Origin of the sequence: Anoxybacter fermentans, from assembly GCF_003991135.1 — a bacterium.
GTDB lineage: Bacteria > Bacillota > Halanaerobiia > DY22613 > DY22613 > Anoxybacter > Anoxybacter fermentans.
The window spans coordinates 3094154-3112232 of the sequence record NZ_CP016379.1; the positions used below are offsets into that span (position 1 = coordinate 3094154).

Sequence of the window (18079 nt, forward strand, 5' to 3'; positions counted from 1 at the left end):
TATTTTCAGTAAAAATACATAATTTCGACTGAAATCGAGCTTTAGATGGTTTGAAAAATTTCTCAAGGAGCGAAAAATTGGCTTTTTGCAGTATGACCATATTTATAGAATCTTTGGTTAAAGAAATTAATTGAATAAATAAGTAGTGTATAATATTTTATGTAAAGGATTTTTGTGGGGATTTGAAGAATAATATTTTTATAATTAAATGGGAAATAAGCCTATTGTTATAATTTAAAGAAGGTGATATTTTGCTATTATTAAGATGCCAGGGTATCGCAAAAAATTATGGAGATCTCAAAGTTTTAAAAAAAGTTGATTTAAGTATAGGAATAGGTGAAAAAATTGGTCTTGTTGGTTGTAATGGGGCTGGAAAAACTACGTTGGCAAATATAATTTTTGGAAAGGAAAAATGTGATCAGGGAACAATTACCTATTACAAACAGAACTTAAAAATAGGTTACTTACTGCAAGCAACTTCATATACTGAAAATAACTTTAATGATATGTTAAAAGAAAATTATAATCAATTTGAAATCGGTAATTTTTTTGAAGTAACCAGTTGGTTAGGTTTAGATAAAGTCCAGGAATGGGATTCAAATCGTTTTTCTGGTTTAAGTGGGGGAGAAAGAACCAAACTAGCATTGGCTAATATTTGGGTTACTAATCCTGACCTTTTAATTTTGGATGAACCTACTAATCATATGGATTTTACCGGAGTTGAATGGCTTATTACAGAACTGAATAAATTTAGGGGAGCGGTTTTAGTTATTTCACATGACCGGTATTTTTTAGATCAAGTTGTGAATCGAATAGTTGAATTAGAAGATGGTAAAATTAATAACTATTATGGAAATTATTCTTACTATCGAGAGGAAAAAATCAGAAGATATGAAAACCAAATGCATCAATATGAAGTTCAAAAAAAAGAAGAAAAAAAACTAGAAGAAGAGATAGTACAGTTAAAACAATGGGCAAAAAAAGCAAACAAGGATGCTAGAGAGAAGGCCAGAAGAAAAGGAGTGTTAAAGGGTGGCAAAGAATTTTACCGTGTCAAAGCCAAAAAATTAGATAGAAGAGTTAAATCAAAAATAAAACAGCTAGAAAAGCTGAAAAAAGAAGGTATTTCCAAACCAAAGGAAGAACCGGAAATTATATTTGAATTTAACAGGTCGAATAAACGTGGTCGTAGGATAATTGAAGTAAAAAATTTAAAAAAAAGTTATGGAGATAAAATTTTATTTAGGGATAGTTCTTTTTATATACTGTATGGCGATCGAATTGCTCTTTTTGGACCTAATGGTTGTGGAAAAACTACCCTTATTAAAATCCTTCTAGGGGAAGAGAAAGCGGATAGTGGTAGTATCTGGGTAAGTCCGTCGGTTAAAATAGGTTATTTAAGTCAGGATGTCCTGGACTTAAATGAAGAAGAAACACCATTAGAGGCTATGAAAACTATAAAAGGTAATTATAATACTGAAGTAAGGACATTACTGGCAAATATGGGATTTGATGAAGCAATGCTTAAAAAACCAATAGGTCAGTTAAGTTTAGGAGAAAGAACCAGGATTAAGCTTGCTGATCTTATACTTCAAAATAATGAGGTTCTTATACTTGATGAACCGACTAATCATTTAGATTTGTATACCAGAACACAGTTAGAAAAAACTTTGGAAAAATACAATGGGACTATTATACTAGTATCTCACGATAGATACTTTTTAGAAAAAATTTCAGAAAAATTACTGGTTTTTCAAGATGGGAAGGTAAATAGGCTAGAAAAAGGTTTTAAAGAGTATATAGAAAAAATTGAAGATAAGAAAGATGAAGATGGGTACAACATAGGGGAAGAAAAGATGGTTATTGAAACCAAAATGGCTTATCTAGTTTCTGAACTTAGCAAGTTATCCGAAGATGACCCGGAATATGCACGTTTAGATGAGGAGTATAAACAGTTGGTAAAGAAAAGAAATTCACTTAAATGAAGTGTATGATTTTACTGCAAAAAGCTAATTTTTAGCTTCAAAAGAAATTTTTCGAATCATCTAAAGCTCGATTTCCGCCGAAATAAGGCTTCCTAATCAAAGGGCCTTCTTGGCCCTTGATTAGCTCATCACCTCCTGTGATGAGACCTTGTTTCGTCGGAAATCTCGCTAAAATGATTTGGCTAAAAATTTCTATGTCGTTCAAAATTAGCTTTTTGCAGTTTAATTATATATTATGAGATATCTGCTAGAAATCGATGGTGGAGGTATTCCGAACAAGGACTGTTTTCGCGGATGATCTCGTTCTAAGGCGTATTTTTATTCTATAATTTTTTCCGGGTGGTTGAGTAAATTTTGAAATGCAGAAAAATATTTTCCCACATGTAAACCGTCCATCAAAGCATGATGTACTTGAACTGATAATGGTATCTTTAATTTGCCGTTTTCTTTAAAATATTTACCCCAGGCGATTCTTGGGATAGAGTCTGTTGGGTCTAAGTTTATGGGATGAGATAAGCTAGTAAATGAAATCCAGGGGATACTGGTGATAATAAGGTGGTTATCTTTACCTGGTTCATCTTCAAGGCATAAATTTTTTTTCACCATATCCATTTTTTTTGCCACTTCTTTGCAAAATTCTATAAAATCTTCTTTATAATCTGCTCTACAGAAGCTGAATACCTCATCTTCTCTTAGTACAGTAAATGCTGGATGGATGATTTCATGTTCGATAATTTTTTCACCGCGAATTCTATAGCGAAATTCTTTAATATTGTTTGCTGTTCTTACAGCTATATATAAAATAGTTTTAAAAAATGATAAATTATTTTCTTTAATAAAAGGGTAGATTTTGGTTAGGTCAACATTGGCACAGAGACTAAAATGGGGGTAGTCCATTTGTTTAAAAAAGTTAAAATGTCTTTTTCTTGGCCAATTATCCAGGTCAATGTACTTCATAATTTTCTCCTCCTTTTAAATAAAATATTCCATGCTAATTTTCCCCTTTTTAAAGTGATGAAAGTTTGAGCTTTCTTTATGGTCGTGATTTTTCTAAAAAAGAAGGAAACCCTCCTCTGGAGTAGGTAGGATTACTACATCCAGAATGGAGGGATTTATTATAATTCGCCAAATATTATATAATATCCTCTTAATATTTTTAATTTTCTGCATGTATAGCAATAGCTTCTGAGGCTTTAAAGGATTTAAAATCTTTTGCTGAGAATGAATTAGAATTTCTAATACAGGGAGGTTTTCTTGTAGATTCTGAAATTGGTGAAGTAGAAATGATTCAGACTTTTTGTTGAAAACCAACTTATAGTCATAAAGGTAAAAGTAGAAAGGGGTTTATAGTAGGTGAAAAAGAATCAAGAGTCTGTAAAGATAATATTTGATTTTATCAAAGAAAATTGGTGGATTTTTATAGGACTATTTTTTGCTTTAATTTTAAGTGGACTTATGGAAGCCTATCCTGTTGGTTTAATGCAGTCAGCAATTGATGAAATCTTTGCAGGAGGAGAATTTAGAAAAATTTTAACTCTTATAGCATTCTGGTATGGTTGTCGATTAATTAAAGCTTTAGCAGGATTTATATCAGGCTGGTTAGCAGGCATTGCTGGAGCCAATCTAGGTCATAGATTTCGGCAGATTTTATTTGAACGTTTACGTTTAGCTTCATATGTTCAATTAGAGAAAGCTTCTTCATCAGAGACTATAGTTAGAACATTAAATGATGTCTATGATTTGGGTAATCTAGTAACCCAGCCCATTGTACTGGTTGGTCAAAATTTATTTATCTTCATATGGTCGGTTTTTTTCTTAGTTCGTCTTGATTGGGTACTTTTTATCGCGTGCTTACCCTTAGGATTTATCATGTTAGCTGCTGGTCAATGGGTATCTGGTTTAAATCGTGAGGTATGGAAAAAGCAAAGAAATTTCTATACACGAATAGTAAATTGTCTTATTGAGACTGTTTCAGCCTGTCGTGAAATTACTATCTTTAATCTCTGGTCAAGACAGAAAAAATTATTTAACAATGCAAATAATGGTGTTACCAGAGCCCAACGTTCTACAGCTATTTTGATAAGTGGGTTAAACAATTTTACCGAGGCATTATGGCCTTTAGCTACTGTAGTCTGTCTAATTCTTGGTGGTTATAGGGTTTTAACAGGTAATTTAACAACGGGTGGAATGATTGCTTTTATGTGGTACATTCAATGGGTGATTCATCCTATAAGCCAGATTGCTAATTATTATGCCCAAATTCAAAAAAGTTTTGTTGCTATTGAACGAATTCAGGAAATGTTAGATTGGTTTCCACCAACCTTTGAATCCCGTGGCAATGTTATAATTAATTCTGAACTTAGATTAGAAAATGTCTCTTTTGGTTATGGAAAAGAAAAAGAGGTTATTCATAATATAAACTTTTCTGTACGAAAAGGTGAAGTAGTAGCATTAGTAGGTGAAACTGGTTGTGGAAAATCAACATTATTAAAAGTCATATTGGGCCTGGTAAAACCTGATTCTGGAAAAATTTTTGTTGATGGTAAGTTAATAGAACCCAGTGATTTATGTGGTTCTCCATCTCTAGCAGCAGTTTTTCAGGACCCGTATCTTTTTAATATTTCAATTACAGAAAATGTATCCCTTGCTGTTCAAACAGATTCAGATGAAAAGGAGTCTATTATTGAACAGGCATTACAGGATGCTTATGTTATTCCCTTTTTAGATGATTTACCTCAGAAAGGTAATACTATAGTTGGAGAAAGGTCCAGTCGTTTGTCCAGTGGACAGCGGCAACGGGTAGCTTTAGCCAGGGCTTTGGTTAAAAAACCTACATTACTTATTCTTGATGAGGCGACTTCCGCAGTAGATACAGCGACTGAAGAGAATATTTATCGTGCATTATTTCAAAAACGTGATCAATTTGGTTGTATCATAGTATCTCACCGCCTGGTTAGTGTAATGGGTGCAGATAAAATATATATGATGAAAGATGGTAGAATAATTGCTTATGGTACACATAAAGAGTTGATGGAAAATTGTGATGAATATAAGGCACTGTATGGTGCACAAATTTCTCTGGAGGGTGATGTTAATGGATATTCGAGAGGCGTACGATGTAGATATGGTTGTTAGAAGGAATGATTAACCGATGTGCTAATAAGATTTATGATCTTGCACAAATGGGAGAAGCTTATATACCATATATATGATTTTACTGCAAAAAGCTAATTTTTCGCTTCATAAAGAAATTTTTCGAACCATCTAAAGCTTGATTTCAGTCGAAATAAGGCATACTAATCAATGGATCATCCTGACCCTTAATTAGCTCATCACATCCTTATATGAGGCCATTCTTTTCAATCTTGCTAAGATGGTTTAACGAAAAATTTCTATGTCGCTCCAAATTAGCTTTTTGCAGTTTAATCATTAATCTCTTTTTAATTTTCTCTAATTGATTACAGGTAAAAGATTTTTCCTCTGGAATGTAAAAATAATCTGGGAATAATTTAAAATCAAAATGGGCATAACTACCTTGACGAAGAGTATTCTCTTTGATATAATAATTTCTGTACCTGAAAAAAGTATATAAGCCAATTTCTAGGCTTTAAAGTTTGGCCGTACTAGATGGGGGGGTAGCGGTACCCTGTAACCTGCAACCCGCTATAGCAGGGTCGAAGCCTATGCTGAGGGGTTAGTCCTTTTGAGGTCTGGCTTAAGTAAGTGGTGTTGACAGTTGGGTCCTACGCAATCCAGCTTTACGAACCCCGTCAGGTCCGGAAGGAAGCAGCGGTAAGTAAATGTCTGGATGTGCCGTAGGGGTGCCTGACTCGAGCTAACTGCTTAAGTAACGCTTGGGAGGCTACCTCGAAGCTAGGCGTACGGCCATTATTTTTTTATTCTTTTGCAGGAAATTATTTCCTGAATTAAGGAGAAAAAATATGTTGCGGGGGAAATTGACTGTTTTAAGATCGTTAGAATTAGAAGATCTGGATATACTGCAGAAATGGTACTTAGATCAGGAAGTTATGTATCGGGCCAGTGGTTGGATTAGAAAAAGTAAAAAATAGGGATTGAAAAAAGTTATGTTGGGGATAACCCAACTTTTATGTTATAATGGGAGGAGATAAGATAGAACTAGCGAATACAATAAAGAGAGGGGGCGGTTGCATTGGGCTATTTATCATTATATCGAAAATGGAGACCAAAAACTTTTGATGATCTTGCAGGCCAGAAGACTGTTGTTAAAACATTGAAAAATGCACTGATAAATAATAGAATTGCCCATGCATATCTTTTTTGCGGCCCCAGAGGTACCGGAAAAACTTCTACAGCCAAGATTTTTGCTAAGGCATTGAATTGTGAACACGGGCCAACTCCGGACCCTTGCAATAAATGTTTTTCCTGCCAGCAGATTAACTCGGGACGTTCTGTGGATGTAATTGAGATTGATGCAGCGTCCAATCGTAGAATTGATGAAATTCGGGATCTTAGAGAAAAGGTCAAATTTTCCCCCAGTGAAGGGGATTATAAAGTATACATTATTGATGAGGTTCATATGTTAACCAAAGAAGCATTTAATGCCTTATTAAAAACCCTGGAAGAACCGCCTGAAAATGTGGTTTTTATTCTGGCTACTACAGAACCGCATAAAGTTTTATCGACCATTCAATCACGCTGTCAACGGTTTGATTTTAGCCTTCTTTCTATTAAGGATTTGAAAGAAAGGTTAAAATATATCTGTGAGCAAGAAGGAATTTCAATTACAGATAGTGCCTTGAATTTAATAGCCAGAACTGCTGAAGGCGGGATGCGAGATGCTATTAGCATTTTAGATCAAGCCATTGCTTTTAGTGGAGATAAGGTGACTATCGATGATGTAAATACTATTTTGGGAAAAGTTGATCAACAGATTCTAGCAGAAATTGTAAATATTATTTCAAATCATGACACTAAGGCTGGTTTGAAGTTGATAAACGAGATTGTTGACCAGGGTAAAGATATGAATCAATTTGTTAAAGATATGATCTTTTATTTTAGGGATCTAATGTTAATTAAAGAGTGCGGTCTGCAAAATAATCTGATTGACCTTCCAGATGAACTAAAAGAAGAACTGGCAGACCAGGCCAGTAAATTTTCTATCAGAGATCTTTTGCGGATTTTAGAAATTTTAACAGAAACAGATCAGAAGTTGAAGTTTGCCAGTCAACCCCGGTTGCTTTTGGAGATGACAATGATTAAGTTAGCATCGCCGGAAACGGATACTTCTATGGCAAATATAATCAACCGGTTGGCTAGATTAGAAGAGATAGTAGAGAAGAGAAAATCTGTTTTTCAGAAACCTGAAGAGGTTCTGACCGGAAAAGAACGGAAAGAAGAAGATAAAGCTGTTGTAGAAAGGAACAGAATAGAAAAAGAGACTGAGAGTCAGCAAAAAGACGTTAAAGAAAATCAGTTAGATTATGAAGCTCAGATTGAATCTAAAAAGAGAACAGAGAATACGGAAGTTAACGAAGGACCTACCATCTCGATGGGAGAGATGGAAAAGTATTGGGAAGTTACCATGAATCTTTTGAATAAAAATGCCAAGACCCGTAAATTAAGAGCATTTTTGTTGGTATGTAGGCCGTATAAAATCATTGGTAATACTCTTTATATTATTTTTCCTAGAGAAAGTACTTTCCATAAAACAAATGCAGAAAAAGAAATTGATTTACTGGAGCGGGCTTTAAAGAAGGTAATAGGTCAGAGTTTTAAGGTTGTCTGTATTTTTGAAGGAGAAGAAGCTATTACAAAGCAGAAGATTAAATCTGATGCTCAAGAGATGACACCAGCTTCCAGGGCTAATCAGTCTATTCAACTAATCAAAGATGAAGTAGAACAGGATCCAATTGTGCAGAAGGCATTGAAGATATTTGGTGGAAAGATTATTAAAGTGGAGAATGAATAAACTTTTGTTAATGAAAACAATAAAATAAAGTTAGGTTGGATTAAAAAGGAGGTTTAAATGAGTATGAATAAAATGATGAAACAGCTGCAACAGATGCAGGCTAAAATGATGAAACTTCAGGAGGAAATTGCTAAAAAAACGGTTGAAGCTACAGCCGGTGGTGGTGCAGTTAAGGTTGTTGCCAACGGTAAATTGGAGATTGTTGATATCAATATTGATCCTGATGCTGTTGATCCAGATGATGTAGAGATGTTAGAAGATCTGGTATTGGCAGCAGTCAATGAAGCTCTTCGCAAAGTTCAGGAGCTAAATACCAATGAACTCTCCAAATTAACAGGGGGATTAAATATCCCCGGGTTGTTCTAAGATGAGGTACTATGCAAAACCTTTGGCAAAACTAATCGGAGAGTTGAGTAAACTCCCCGGAATAGGTACAAGAACTGCACAAAGATTGGCTTTTCACCTGTTAGAAGTGGATTATACTGAAGCGAAGGCACTGGCTGAGGCTATTTTAGAAGCAAAAGAGAAGATAACCTATTGCTCTATTTGTGGTAATTTAACTGAGACAGATCCATGTCATCTATGTGATGACCCGGCCCGGGATCAATCTGTTATTTGTGTGGTAGAAAGTCCCCGGGATATTATTGCAATGGAGAAGACAGGTGAATTTAAAGGTTTGTACCATGTTTTACATGGTGCCATTTCCCCGATGGATGGGGTTGGGCCAGATGATATCCGGATAAAAGAACTGTTACCCCGGGTTCAAAAAGAAGGGGTTAAAGAGGTAATCATTGCTACTGATCCTAATGTAGAGGGTGAAGCAACAGCAATGTATATTGCTCGGCTGTTAAAACCCTTAGGTATCCGGTGTACCCGCCTTGCGGCAGGCTTACCGGTGGGTGGGGATCTGGAGTATACCGATGAGGTAACCCTTTCTAAAGCCCTTGAGGGTCGAAGAGAGCTTTAACTGAAAATGAAGCGTAAAAAGAATGATGGGGTTTTTCCCATCATTCTTTTTTCTGTTTAAGATCCAATAAAAATAATCATAAAAAATTCTAAAAATATTGAATATTTTTTCTAAATAAGGTATAATAAAGGTGTAAAGAATTATGCAAACGATTGCATAAATTTTTTAAGGAGGAATGGTAAAATGAAGAAAAAAGTACGTTTGTTGGTTGTTTTGTTTTTTTTGGCTTATAGTCTGGCAGTTTATGCTGCAAGCAATGATAACAATGTAGAGTGGGATGGTTTATTTCATGATCAAGGTCCTTTGTATTTTTATCCTCAAGTACCATCAGAAACAGATAATGTTTATATTCGGTTAAGAACTTTTAAAGGTGACATAACAGGAAGTACTATCAAATATTACGATAGTGCTGATGGAAACTTTCATTATGTCGATATGTATTGGGTAAAAAATGATGAAACTGGGGTATTTGATATCTGGGAAGGGGTTATCCCCGGAAGTTCATCTATTAAATGGTACCGTTTCAGGATTACTGATGGATATAAAACAGTCTGGATGAATGCTAAAGGAATCTATGACAATGAACAGGATTTTGGTGATTTCTGGGTTGTACCTGGTTTCTCCACACCCACCTGGGTTCATGATGCGATTTTTTATCAAATCTTTCCTGATCGTTTTTGTAATGGTGATACCAGCAATGATGTAGTTGACGGTGAATACGAATATTTAGGAGACCCGGTAATTGCAAAAGGCTGGGATGAGCCAATGGATGGAGTTGCACATGAATTTTATAATGGTGATTTGATAGGGATTTATCAAAAGTTGCCTACATATTTACAACAGGAGTTGGGCATTACTGCGATTTATATTAACCCCATCTTTCAGGGACCTAATAATCACAAATATGATACTCAGAATTATTATCTTGTAGATCCCCATTTTGGGACCAATGATGATTTGGCTTATCTGGTGGAAAGGGCACATAGTACTAATGATTTTGAAGGTGATTATCGAGTTAATATCGTTCTTGATGGAGTCTTTAACCATACGGGAATGTGGCATTATTGGTTTGATAAACTTAATTGGTATTCTACTCTCGGAGCATATGAAAGTCAATCCAGTGAATGGTATGAATATTATACTTTTAATAACTGGCCTGATGGTTATGTATCTTGGTGGGGAATTGAAACAATGCCTAAATTGGATTATTCCAGCCAGAAGCTGAGAGATGAAATATATCGTAATTCTGATTCTATTATAAAAAGATATCTTCAAACCCCATATAATATTGATGGTTGGAGATTTGATGTGGCCAATGAGATCGGGATGAATGGAACAAATGAAGGAAATCATGATATTTGGAGAGAGATTAGAAGCCACATTAAAAGTGTAAACCCGGATGCTTATATGGTAGGAGAATATTGGGGATCTGCAGTTGATTGGTTAGGTGGTGATCAATGGGACGGCGCTATGAGTTATTATATTTTCACAAATCCAGTATCTAAGTGGATTACAGGTAAAGATACTCATAATAACTTACAATCAATTGATACACAAACCTTTAATGATTATATTGTACAGCGATTGGCTGAAATTCCCCGTCAGGCTCAGTTAGCTATGTTAAATTCTTTATCAACCCACGATACTGCCAGATTCTTATATCGGGCTGACGGAGATATCTGGAAATTAAAACTGGCTGCTATTTTCCAGATGACTTTCATTGGTGCACCATGTATTTATTATGGAGATGAAATCGGAATGACTGGAGGTAATGATCCTTATAATCGCTGGACTTTCCGTTGGGATTCCAGTGAATGGAATCAGGATATTTTCACCCTTTACAAAAAGTTGATAAAGATTCGCAAAACTTATCCGGCTTTAAGAACCGGTTCATTTAAACCTTTGTTGGTTGATAACACTAATAAGATTTACGCTTTTGGCCGTTGGGATGCGAATCATAGAATTATCGTAGTATTAAATAACGATTTTACTGATCATACAGTTACTGTCGATGCATGGCAACTTAGTATTCCTAACGGAGCTACTGTAACAGATGCTCTTACAGGTAATCAATATACTGTGGTAAATGGAAAAATTACAGTTTCAGGGTTATGGGGACATGATGGTGTGATTCTGGTTTATTAATTAATATTTAAAAAGGTTCCCCTTTCATGGGGAACCTTAATTTATGTTCAGAAAATTATACTTTTTACAACTTTTTGTAGGTTGTAGGTAGCATTTGGTATAGATAATGTTTGATAAACTACAAAAAGCTATTTTTTCGCTCCAAATAGAAATTTTTCTAACCATCTAGAGTTCGATTTCAGTTGAAATAAGGCACACTAATCTGACTTATTATTAGCTCATCACATCCTGAGGTGAGGCCTTATTTCTCCTTCCATTTCATTAAGATGGTTTAACGAAAAATTTATATGCCGCTCAAAATTAGCAAAAAGACCCTGTTCTTTCTGGATAGGGGCTTTTTTCGATGTTTGCATTAAAGAGATTTCGCCTGAGTTCTGTCATATGATTTTAATTGGTTGACACAAATTACTGTTCCCAATCCTAACACTGCTGCAAAGTAGAAAGGAAATTGGGGACCCAGATATGGAATCAGTGCACTGGCAATTGGAGCTGCACCTGCAGAAATAAGACCGGAGACAGTTCCTAATGCTCCAAGAACTGCTCCAGCAGAATAATGAGAAGAAATTTCAGTCCGTAAGGTATCATAAGCAATAGCTGCTCCCTGGAAGCAGAAGTAAGCCAAGGAAAATGTAATTAATGCCAGAGCAAATCCACCTTTGATTAACCAGATAAGGATAAAGAGATTTGTACCAATTATCCCTGCAATCATTACTTTTCGCTGGCCCCAGATTTCAATTAGTTTTCCAGCTATTAAACTTACTGCCATTGCTATAAATGGTCCGACAGCAAAGAGAAGATTTATCTCTTTTTTAGACAGACCTAAAATGTCAATAGAATAGAGAGGAATAAATGGCCCATAGATGGTTAGATTACTAATAGAAGTAAAGAAAGTACCGATGAATAAAAGTAAGAGTAATTCACCCTTAAAAATCTCCCGGTATTTAAATTTTTTCAACGAATTTTCAGCTTTAGTTTCTACCAAACTTTTTTGCCGCCAAATACCAATGATAAGACCCACTACTCCGGTGAAAGCTACCATTGTGGGGATTGAGAAATAAGGTAATAAGATAGCCCCAATAGCAGGACCCAAAGCTAAAGAGAGTCCTATAAAGAATTGAAATAATCCAAAGGCTGAACCCCTTTTTCGTGGTTCTACTGCTTCAGCCATAATGGAGACAAATCCAGGGCCTTGAATAGAAGATGAGATATTTACCAAAATTAAGATTAGCACGAATGCATACCAGGTGTGCACAAAGCCACCGATGAAATAAAGTACCCCGGCAATATAGGTTGGTATTACCACTAGAGGTTTACGTCCCAGCTTGTCGGCCCAGATACCTCCAGGAAACTGACCAATTCCCAAAGCCACAGCCAGAAGAGAAAAAGCTAAACTTACCTGAAAGTCAGTTGCTCCCAATTCGCGCAAATAGATGGGGACTAATCTATTCCAGATAAAAATGGAGATAACAAATATAGCAGTAGTATATGACATGATCCAGACATTTTTAGGCATATTTTTAAGTTCCATATGGCGAACAAAACGAAAATTGCTCATTTAACCAATCCTCCCTTATAATATTACAAATCAATTATAGTTTACTTACTGATATAATACAATAGTATTTTATAATTTTACTGCAAAAAGCTAATTTTTCGCTTCATAAAAAAATTTTTCAAACCATCTAAAGTTCGATATAAATATCTTTTCACAGTTTTGATTAATTTTGAATAAATTATTTTAGTGAAATTTGTTGTTAAAAGGAGAGTGGTGGGAGTGATAAAGAATGGTTGGGGTCTAGATTTAGAATTTCCTTTGTTAGATCGGCGGCCAAAACCAAGAAATATAGGGTTGACAATGGTTCTAGATAAGGGGTTGGGATTGGGAGAGACCAGAGATTTATTGGAAATTGCAGGAGAATATATTGATTTCTTAAAGTTGAGTTTTGGTACATCGGCTCTTTATTCACCTTATGTATTACATAAGAAAATAGAATTGGTCCGTTCGTATGGAATAGATATTTATCCAGGTGGAACATTTCTTGAAGTTGCTATTTTACAGGGGAAATTGGATCAATTTCTTGAGCGGGCCAGGGAACTGGGATTCAGCTGTATTGAAGTTTCTGATGGAACGATAGAGATGGATTATGAAATGCGGAAACGTGCTATTCAAAAAGCAGTTGATCTGGGATTTAAGGTTTTGACTGAAATAGGAAAAAAGGATAAAAATGAGGTTTTTCAAGTTGATGAGATGGTTAAACTTTTAAATAAAGATCTGGAAAATGGGGCATACCGGGTAATTGTAGAAGGTCGTGAGTCAGGAACTGTTGGTATATATGATTCTAAAGGGGATGCAGACCAGAATATTTTGGAAAAGCTCTTGTATGGGGCGCCTTCATCGGAAGTTATCATTTGGGAAGCACCATTAAAAAAACAGCAGGTTCATTTAATCAAAACTTTGGGCAATAATGTCAATTTAGGTAATATTCCTACATCAGATATTCTTGCGGTGGAAGCTTTAAGAAATGGATTAAGGGGGGATACCTTTAAAGAAGCTCTTTACCGTTATCAAAATCCTGTTTTTTATACATAATCAAAAAGAGGAATATGACACTATAACAAGAATATAAAAAAACTTTATTTTAATTAAGAAAGTAGTGATCAGATGCAGGTAGAAATTATTTTGACAGTAAATGAAATGGAAGATCAGCTTTTAGTGGGGAAAACAGCAGTTGTTATTGATACACTGAGAGCTACCAGTACAATTGTTACTGCTCTTTATTATGGAGCCAAATTGGTAGAACCCAAGGCAGGAATTGTAGAAGCTAGAAATAGAGGGAAAGAATTAAAGGAAGGTACCTATCTTTTGTGTGGTGAACGGAATGGGATTAAGGTCGAAGGGTTTGATCTTGGTAACTCACCTTTAGAGTATCAGCCGCAAGTTGTATCAGGTAAGACTGTTATTCTTTCTACTACCAATGGTACTAAGACCATTCAACGTGCTATGCTTGCGCATCGGGTGTTGATAGGGTCATTATTAAATAGATCTATTACAATGGAGGAAGCAATTAATCTGGGAAAAGATCTGGTATTATGCTGTTCTGGAACTCAAGGACATTTCAGTCTTGAGGATTTTGTGACAGCAGGAGCAATGATTTCTTATTTAAAAAATAAAGGGATTCAAATTCAGGGAGATGATAGGGTTCAAACAGCCTGGTTGCTCTATGAAAGATATGCCGATGATCTGGTAGAGTTGATGAGCTGTTCGCAAAATGGATCTCGTTTAGTTAACATTGGCCAGAAAGCTGATATTGAGTTTTGTGCACAACTGGATTTTTTTCCTTTACTTTGTTATTTTGATGGAGAGAGAGTATATTATTAACCTTCTATCCCACCTATTTCTTGCATATCATGTACTAGCATGATGAGGGAGTTGAGGTGGGATGGGTTTTTATATACTCCTTTTAATCCTGGCTATGGGGATGTTGTCGCGTTCTAAGCTGGTTATGCTGACAGCTTCTATTCTGTTAATTTTTCGCATTTTGCATTTGCAAAGGTTCTTTAAATTTCTTTCTAACAATGGGATTAATATGGGGCTTTTGTTATTGGTGATGACAGTACTGATTCCTTTTGCTACTGACCAGGTAACTTTGAAAGATTTGAAGGATACTATGACTTCTTTTTCAGGTATTATAGCGATTCTGGGAGGGCTTTTGGCAACCAAACTAAACGGGATGGGGCTTAATCTTTTAAAAGTTGAACCCCAACTGGTCATTGGCATGGTGGTAGGTTCTATTATAGGGATTATCTTTTGGGGTGGTGTGCCCGTTGGGCCTTTGATGGCCGGAGGATTAACAGCTCTTTTTATCAAAATCCTGGGGCTTTTATAGTAAAGGAGAGAATTTAAAATGCTTATTATATCATTCATAGTGGTGATGATTTTTATCTGGCTGGTTTTCAATCATCCCTTTAAAGGAAAAGAGGTTCAGGATACTTATAATTATTTTTTAAAGGAGAAGAGAAATAATGAACAAAAGAGTAGAGTTTGAGAAACATTTCCTGGGCAATATAAACTGTTATCAATTGTTGTCAGGAAGAAGTTTTTGTTCTTTTAATAAGATCAAGGTCAGACTGGCAGCGAGAAAGGCGGTACTTGTACCAAACCAGAACATCATTTTTTCGCTGATTTTAAAGAGTAAGCTAAAAGTTGGAGGCCCGATGGCTACTCCGAGAAAACGGAGGCTGCTGTATAAGCTGGTTACCCCGCCCGCTGCTCACTGGTTGTACTACTGGTAACCAGGGTGTTTACTGAAGTAAGGACGAATCCACTGCCTAAGCCCATGATGGTCAGTATTCCCACATAAATGTAAGGTTTTTTTAAAAAGGGGAGAAAGAATAATGCAGAGCCGACAATAGTTAAACCTGTAATGATGGCTATTTTAAAGAATTTACCCTTTTGTTTAAGATAACGTCCGGTCAGATAAGAGAATGAGGACATAAATAAAATGGGAATGGCAATGATTAACCCTTTAGTCAGTCCTTTTAAATTATATTCTTTTTCCAGGATATCTGAGACATGAGATAAGACTCCAAAAAGGATAAAAAGGACAGCCATGCCTGCAAAGAGGCTGATCAGAAGGGACGGTCCTTTTTCTCTAAAGATTTGTAATATTTTTTTGAGATAGGAAGAGAGTTTTTCTTTCTGGCCTTGATGAGTTGGTTCTTGAGTAAGGAAGAAGACACCTAAAGAAATAGGGATAGCCAGAATGGCATAGGAGAAGAATAATGCCCGCCAGGAGATTAGAGCAACAGCTGAACCCAGGACAGGACTTATAACTTTGCCTATTCCGTTGGCAGCTTCGATAACACCCATTGCTTCACTCCGGTCATTAGATTTATATAAATCCCCAACCATAGCCATAACAATGGGGGCTGTACCTGCAGCACCTATTCCTTGAACCACCCGTCCGATAAGGATGATTAAATATGAGTCATCCAAAAGAGTTGCGCCAAGTCCTGAGATAATCCCGCCCAGGCCATATACTAAAACTGAAGGAACAATAATTATTTTACGCCCATATTTATCTGAAAGAAATCCTAATATTGGAATAGAAAGCCCGGCTGCAGTAGAAAAAAGGGTAATGAGAAGACCGACCTGAAATTGGTTTATATCCAGGGCGGACTTAATTTTAGGAAATTCTGGGATTAACATGGAATTTCCCAGAACCATCAAAAGTGGAACCGCACTTAAAGCCATAAGTGCAATATTTGATGTGCCCTGTGAGGTAGACCGATCTGATTTTTTTTGTTGATTTGATCTGTTTTTCATGACATTTTTACCTCCAATATTTAGCCCTGTTCTCAAATTAGGCTGTCTTAAAAATGAAGTAATTATACTTTCTGATGAAATTCTTTCAGATTTTGTGTACAAAAGCTATAAACATATTCCAATAGTATATTTAATCTGGTTAGACTGTCGTAAATTAGGGTTTAAACAAGAGAGCCTTTTAAGAAAGCAAAAGTGGTTTTTAATGATGGAAGCTGATTTGGCTCTGGTAAAGAAGGTTTTAAAAGAATTCATATGGTTGCTCTCGTTCCATCTTAGAAGGAGGGTTAAAGAGAATAGAGAAAGCTGTAAAAAGCTTAAAAGAAGAGGCCTATTTTTTCAGGCTTTTTTTATTAAATTCACAAATTGCCTGTTTAATACATATTCTGAGAGAGGAATGAGAAAGCCAGAATGGGGATGGATTTTTTTGTTGGGGGGTGAAAAGGTTGAAGAAACTTCTCTTTGAACGAATTGGGGTTAGCACAGACTGGAAGGCTGTATTAATTGCTGCTGTTCTGCTAGGGTTGATTAAACTGGGTGTAATCACTATAGTACCGTGGTAAAAAGAGTTTATCTGCTTTTATCACAATTGATTTTTACTAAACGGGAGGATTGATATTGTGCAGGGCCAACAAGCGCAGGTTCTGGTTGTAGAAAAAGGATATTTTCAGAAATATTTTAAGAAGATTCCAGGAATTCTACTCTTATTCTTTGTCGGGTATGTTGCAAAAATTATAGCCGGTTATATTCCGCATGTGGATTACATATTGGTGGCTATTACTATCGGAATGGTTATTTCTAATACGGTAGGAGTGCCAGAGGTTTTTGTGCCGGGTGTGAATACCTATGAGTTATGGTTAAAAATTGGGATTGTTTTTCTGGGAGCCAAATTAGCTTTAGGGAATGTTTTGAATCTGGGAGCCGTTGGGTTAACCATGGTTATAGTAGAGATTATTGTTTCGATTGTTACCGTTACCTGGCTTGCGAGAAAGTTTGGATTACCGGAAAAAACAGGTTCACTTTTAGCTATTGGGGTAGGAATTTGCGGAGTTTCTGCAATCATTGGTGCAACCGGAGCCATCAATGCAAAAGAAAGGGATTCATCTCTGGCTATTGCAACAATTTTGATCTTTGGAGCCGGGATGATCTTTATCTTCCCATACCTGGGTCATTTGTTGGGTCTTAGTGATAAAGCCTTTGGATTATGGGCTGGTCTGGCTGTAGATAATACGGCTGAGGCCGTTGCAACCGGGTTTGTTTTTTCCGAAGCTGCGGGTCAGATTGCAACTCTCACCAAACTCTGCCGGAATGCCCTGATGGGGATTGTTATTCTAATATTTGCTATTTACTATGCACAAAAAGGGATGGCTTCTGGTGTAAAGCATAAGGGAAGGTTTATATGGAGTAAGTTTCCTAAGTTTCTTTTAGGTTTTCTATTGGTCTCAATTCTGGTAACTTTTGGATTTTTCAGTAAAGGTGAGATAAAAGCTATTAATAATCTGGCTAAATGGGCATTTATGCTCACTTTTGCCGGAGTTGGCTTTAGAACCAGGTTTTCAGAGATGAAAAAAGCAGGTCTTAAAGCTTTTCTGGTTGGCCTGGGAGCAGAATTTATGGTAAGTATAGTGACATTGGTGATGATAGTTTTAGTTTATCTTTAACTATTTATAATAAATTAAATTGCAAAAAGCTAATTTTGAGTTGTTAAC

The 18079-nt window shown here is 35.9% G+C and carries 16 protein-coding genes and 1 other RNA gene; 14 read left to right on the forward strand and 3 right to left on the reverse strand.

The window, feature by feature from the left end; all coding sequences use genetic code 11:
- The first annotated feature begins 251 nt into the window (after nucleotides 1–251).
- Entirely contained in the window at nucleotides 252–1985 is a 1734-nt protein-coding gene (gene abc-f / locus BBF96_RS14095; protein WP_205665650.1) for a ribosomal protection-like ABC-F family protein, read from the forward strand.
- Between the two features lie 318 nt (nucleotides 1986–2303).
- On the opposite strand, the gene BBF96_RS14100 is transcribed toward abc-f, so the two are convergent.
- Complete coding sequence (locus BBF96_RS14100; protein WP_127017745.1) at nucleotides 2304–2942, reverse strand: chloramphenicol acetyltransferase; 639 nt, start codon at nucleotides 2940–2942, stop codon at nucleotides 2304–2306.
- Between the two features lie 396 nt (nucleotides 2943–3338).
- Between BBF96_RS14100 and BBF96_RS14105 the strand changes: the two genes are divergently transcribed.
- The 7 genes from BBF96_RS14105 to BBF96_RS14130 all read left to right on the forward strand — a co-directional run bounded on the left by BBF96_RS14105 (nucleotide 3339) and on the right by BBF96_RS14130 (nucleotide 11047).
- Nucleotides 3339–5120: an ABC transporter ATP-binding protein gene (locus BBF96_RS14105; RefSeq protein WP_127017746.1), complete on the forward strand. Its 1782-nt coding sequence runs from the start codon at nucleotides 3339–3341 to the stop codon at nucleotides 5118–5120.
- Nucleotides 5121–5603: 483 nt separating this feature from the next.
- An RNA gene (ffs, locus tag BBF96_RS14110) (signal recognition particle sRNA large type) lies at nucleotides 5604–5870 on the forward strand.
- A 56-nt stretch (nucleotides 5871–5926) separates the two neighbouring features.
- Complete coding sequence (locus BBF96_RS17180; protein WP_257791995.1) at nucleotides 5927–6055, forward strand: hypothetical protein; 129 nt, start codon at nucleotides 5927–5929, stop codon at nucleotides 6053–6055.
- A gap of 101 nt (nucleotides 6056–6156) precedes the next feature.
- Nucleotides 6157–7935: a DNA polymerase III subunit gamma/tau gene (gene dnaX / locus BBF96_RS14115; RefSeq protein WP_127017747.1), complete on the forward strand. Its 1779-nt coding sequence runs from the start codon at nucleotides 6157–6159 to the stop codon at nucleotides 7933–7935.
- 57 nt (nucleotides 7936–7992) lie between these two features.
- Complete coding sequence (locus tag BBF96_RS14120; RefSeq protein ID WP_127017748.1) at nucleotides 7993–8301, forward strand: YbaB/EbfC family nucleoid-associated protein; 309 nt, start codon at nucleotides 7993–7995, stop codon at nucleotides 8299–8301.
- A gap of 1 nt (nucleotide 8302) precedes the next feature.
- Entirely contained in the window at nucleotides 8303–8902 is a 600-nt protein-coding gene (gene recR / locus BBF96_RS14125; protein WP_127017749.1) for a recombination mediator RecR, read from the forward strand.
- 183 nt (nucleotides 8903–9085) lie between these two features.
- Complete coding sequence (locus tag BBF96_RS14130; RefSeq protein ID WP_127017750.1) at nucleotides 9086–11047, forward strand: alpha amylase N-terminal ig-like domain-containing protein; 1962 nt, start codon at nucleotides 9086–9088, stop codon at nucleotides 11045–11047.
- Nucleotides 11048–11399: 352 nt separating this feature from the next.
- On the opposite strand, the gene BBF96_RS14135 is transcribed toward BBF96_RS14130, so the two are convergent.
- Nucleotides 11400–12602, reverse strand: coding sequence for an MFS transporter (locus BBF96_RS14135; RefSeq protein ID WP_127017751.1), 1203 nt, complete (start codon nucleotides 12600–12602; stop codon nucleotides 11400–11402).
- 219 nt (nucleotides 12603–12821) lie between these two features.
- On the opposite strand from BBF96_RS14135, the gene comA reads away from it, so the two are divergent.
- The 4 genes from comA to BBF96_RS16535 all read left to right on the forward strand — a co-directional run bounded on the left by comA (nucleotide 12822) and on the right by BBF96_RS16535 (nucleotide 15093).
- Entirely contained in the window at nucleotides 12822–13637 is an 816-nt protein-coding gene (comA, locus tag BBF96_RS14140) for a phosphosulfolactate synthase (protein WP_236777832.1), read from the forward strand.
- Nucleotides 13638–13709: 72 nt separating this feature from the next.
- The gene (locus BBF96_RS14145; protein WP_127017752.1) at nucleotides 13710–14426 is read left to right on the forward strand and encodes a 2-phosphosulfolactate phosphatase; all 717 of its coding nucleotides are present in this window, start codon (nucleotides 13710–13712) and stop codon (nucleotides 14424–14426) included.
- Nucleotides 14427–14487: 61 nt separating this feature from the next.
- A complete protein-coding gene (locus tag BBF96_RS14150) occupies nucleotides 14488–14934 on the forward strand; it encodes a DUF441 domain-containing protein (protein ID WP_127017753.1) in 447 nt (148 codons plus the stop codon).
- Between the two features lie 18 nt (nucleotides 14935–14952).
- On the forward strand, nucleotides 14953–15093 hold the full coding sequence (locus BBF96_RS16535; RefSeq protein ID WP_164731110.1) for a hypothetical protein: 141 nt from the start codon (nucleotides 14953–14955) through the stop codon (nucleotides 15091–15093).
- Nucleotides 15094–15302: 209 nt separating this feature from the next.
- On the opposite strand, the gene BBF96_RS14155 is transcribed toward BBF96_RS16535, so the two are convergent.
- A complete protein-coding gene (locus tag BBF96_RS14155) occupies nucleotides 15303–16373 on the reverse strand; it encodes an MFS transporter (protein ID WP_236777833.1) in 1071 nt (356 codons plus the stop codon).
- A gap of 205 nt (nucleotides 16374–16578) precedes the next feature.
- On the opposite strand from BBF96_RS14155, the gene BBF96_RS16540 reads away from it, so the two are divergent.
- Nucleotides 16579–16836 carry a hypothetical protein gene (locus tag BBF96_RS16540; protein WP_164730810.1) on the forward strand — a complete coding sequence of 86 codons (258 nt, stop codon included), beginning with the start codon at nucleotides 16579–16581 and terminating at the stop codon, nucleotides 16834–16836.
- A 154-nt stretch (nucleotides 16837–16990) separates the two neighbouring features.
- Nucleotides 16991–18031 carry a YeiH family protein gene (locus tag BBF96_RS14165; RefSeq protein ID WP_127017755.1) on the forward strand — a complete coding sequence of 347 codons (1041 nt, stop codon included), beginning with the start codon at nucleotides 16991–16993 and terminating at the stop codon, nucleotides 18029–18031.
- Nucleotides 18032–18079 lie beyond the last annotated feature (48 nt).

Bases quoted from the DNA above. Each gene is read 5' to 3' on its own strand.
- BBF96_RS14100 (WP_127017745.1), bottom strand. From the start codon at position 2,942: ATGAAGTACATTGACCTGGATAATTGGCCAAGAAAAAGACATTTTAAC.
- BBF96_RS17180 (WP_257791995.1), top strand. From the start codon at position 5,927: ATGTTGCGGGGGAAATTGACTGTTTTAAGATCGTTAGAATTAGAAGAT.
- BBF96_RS14120 (WP_127017748.1), top strand. From the start codon at position 7,993: ATGAGTATGAATAAAATGATGAAACAGCTGCAACAGATGCAGGCTAAA.
- recR (WP_127017749.1), top strand. From the start codon at position 8,303: ATGAGGTACTATGCAAAACCTTTGGCAAAACTAATCGGAGAGTTGAGT.
- BBF96_RS14130 (WP_127017750.1), top strand. From the start codon at position 9,086: ATGAAGAAAAAAGTACGTTTGTTGGTTGTTTTGTTTTTTTTGGCTTAT.
- BBF96_RS14135 (WP_127017751.1), bottom strand. From the start codon at position 12,602: ATGAGCAATTTTCGTTTTGTTCGCCATATGGAACTTAAAAATATGCCT.
- BBF96_RS14145 (WP_127017752.1), top strand. From the start codon at position 13,710: ATGCAGGTAGAAATTATTTTGACAGTAAATGAAATGGAAGATCAGCTT.
- BBF96_RS14150 (WP_127017753.1), top strand. From the start codon at position 14,488: ATGGGTTTTTATATACTCCTTTTAATCCTGGCTATGGGGATGTTGTCG.
- BBF96_RS16535 (WP_164731110.1), top strand. From the start codon at position 14,953: ATGCTTATTATATCATTCATAGTGGTGATGATTTTTATCTGGCTGGTT.
- BBF96_RS14155 (WP_236777833.1), bottom strand. From the start codon at position 16,373: ATGAAAAACAGATCAAATCAACAAAAAAAATCAGATCGGTCTACCTCA.
- BBF96_RS16540 (WP_164730810.1), top strand. From the start codon at position 16,579: ATGGAAGCTGATTTGGCTCTGGTAAAGAAGGTTTTAAAAGAATTCATA.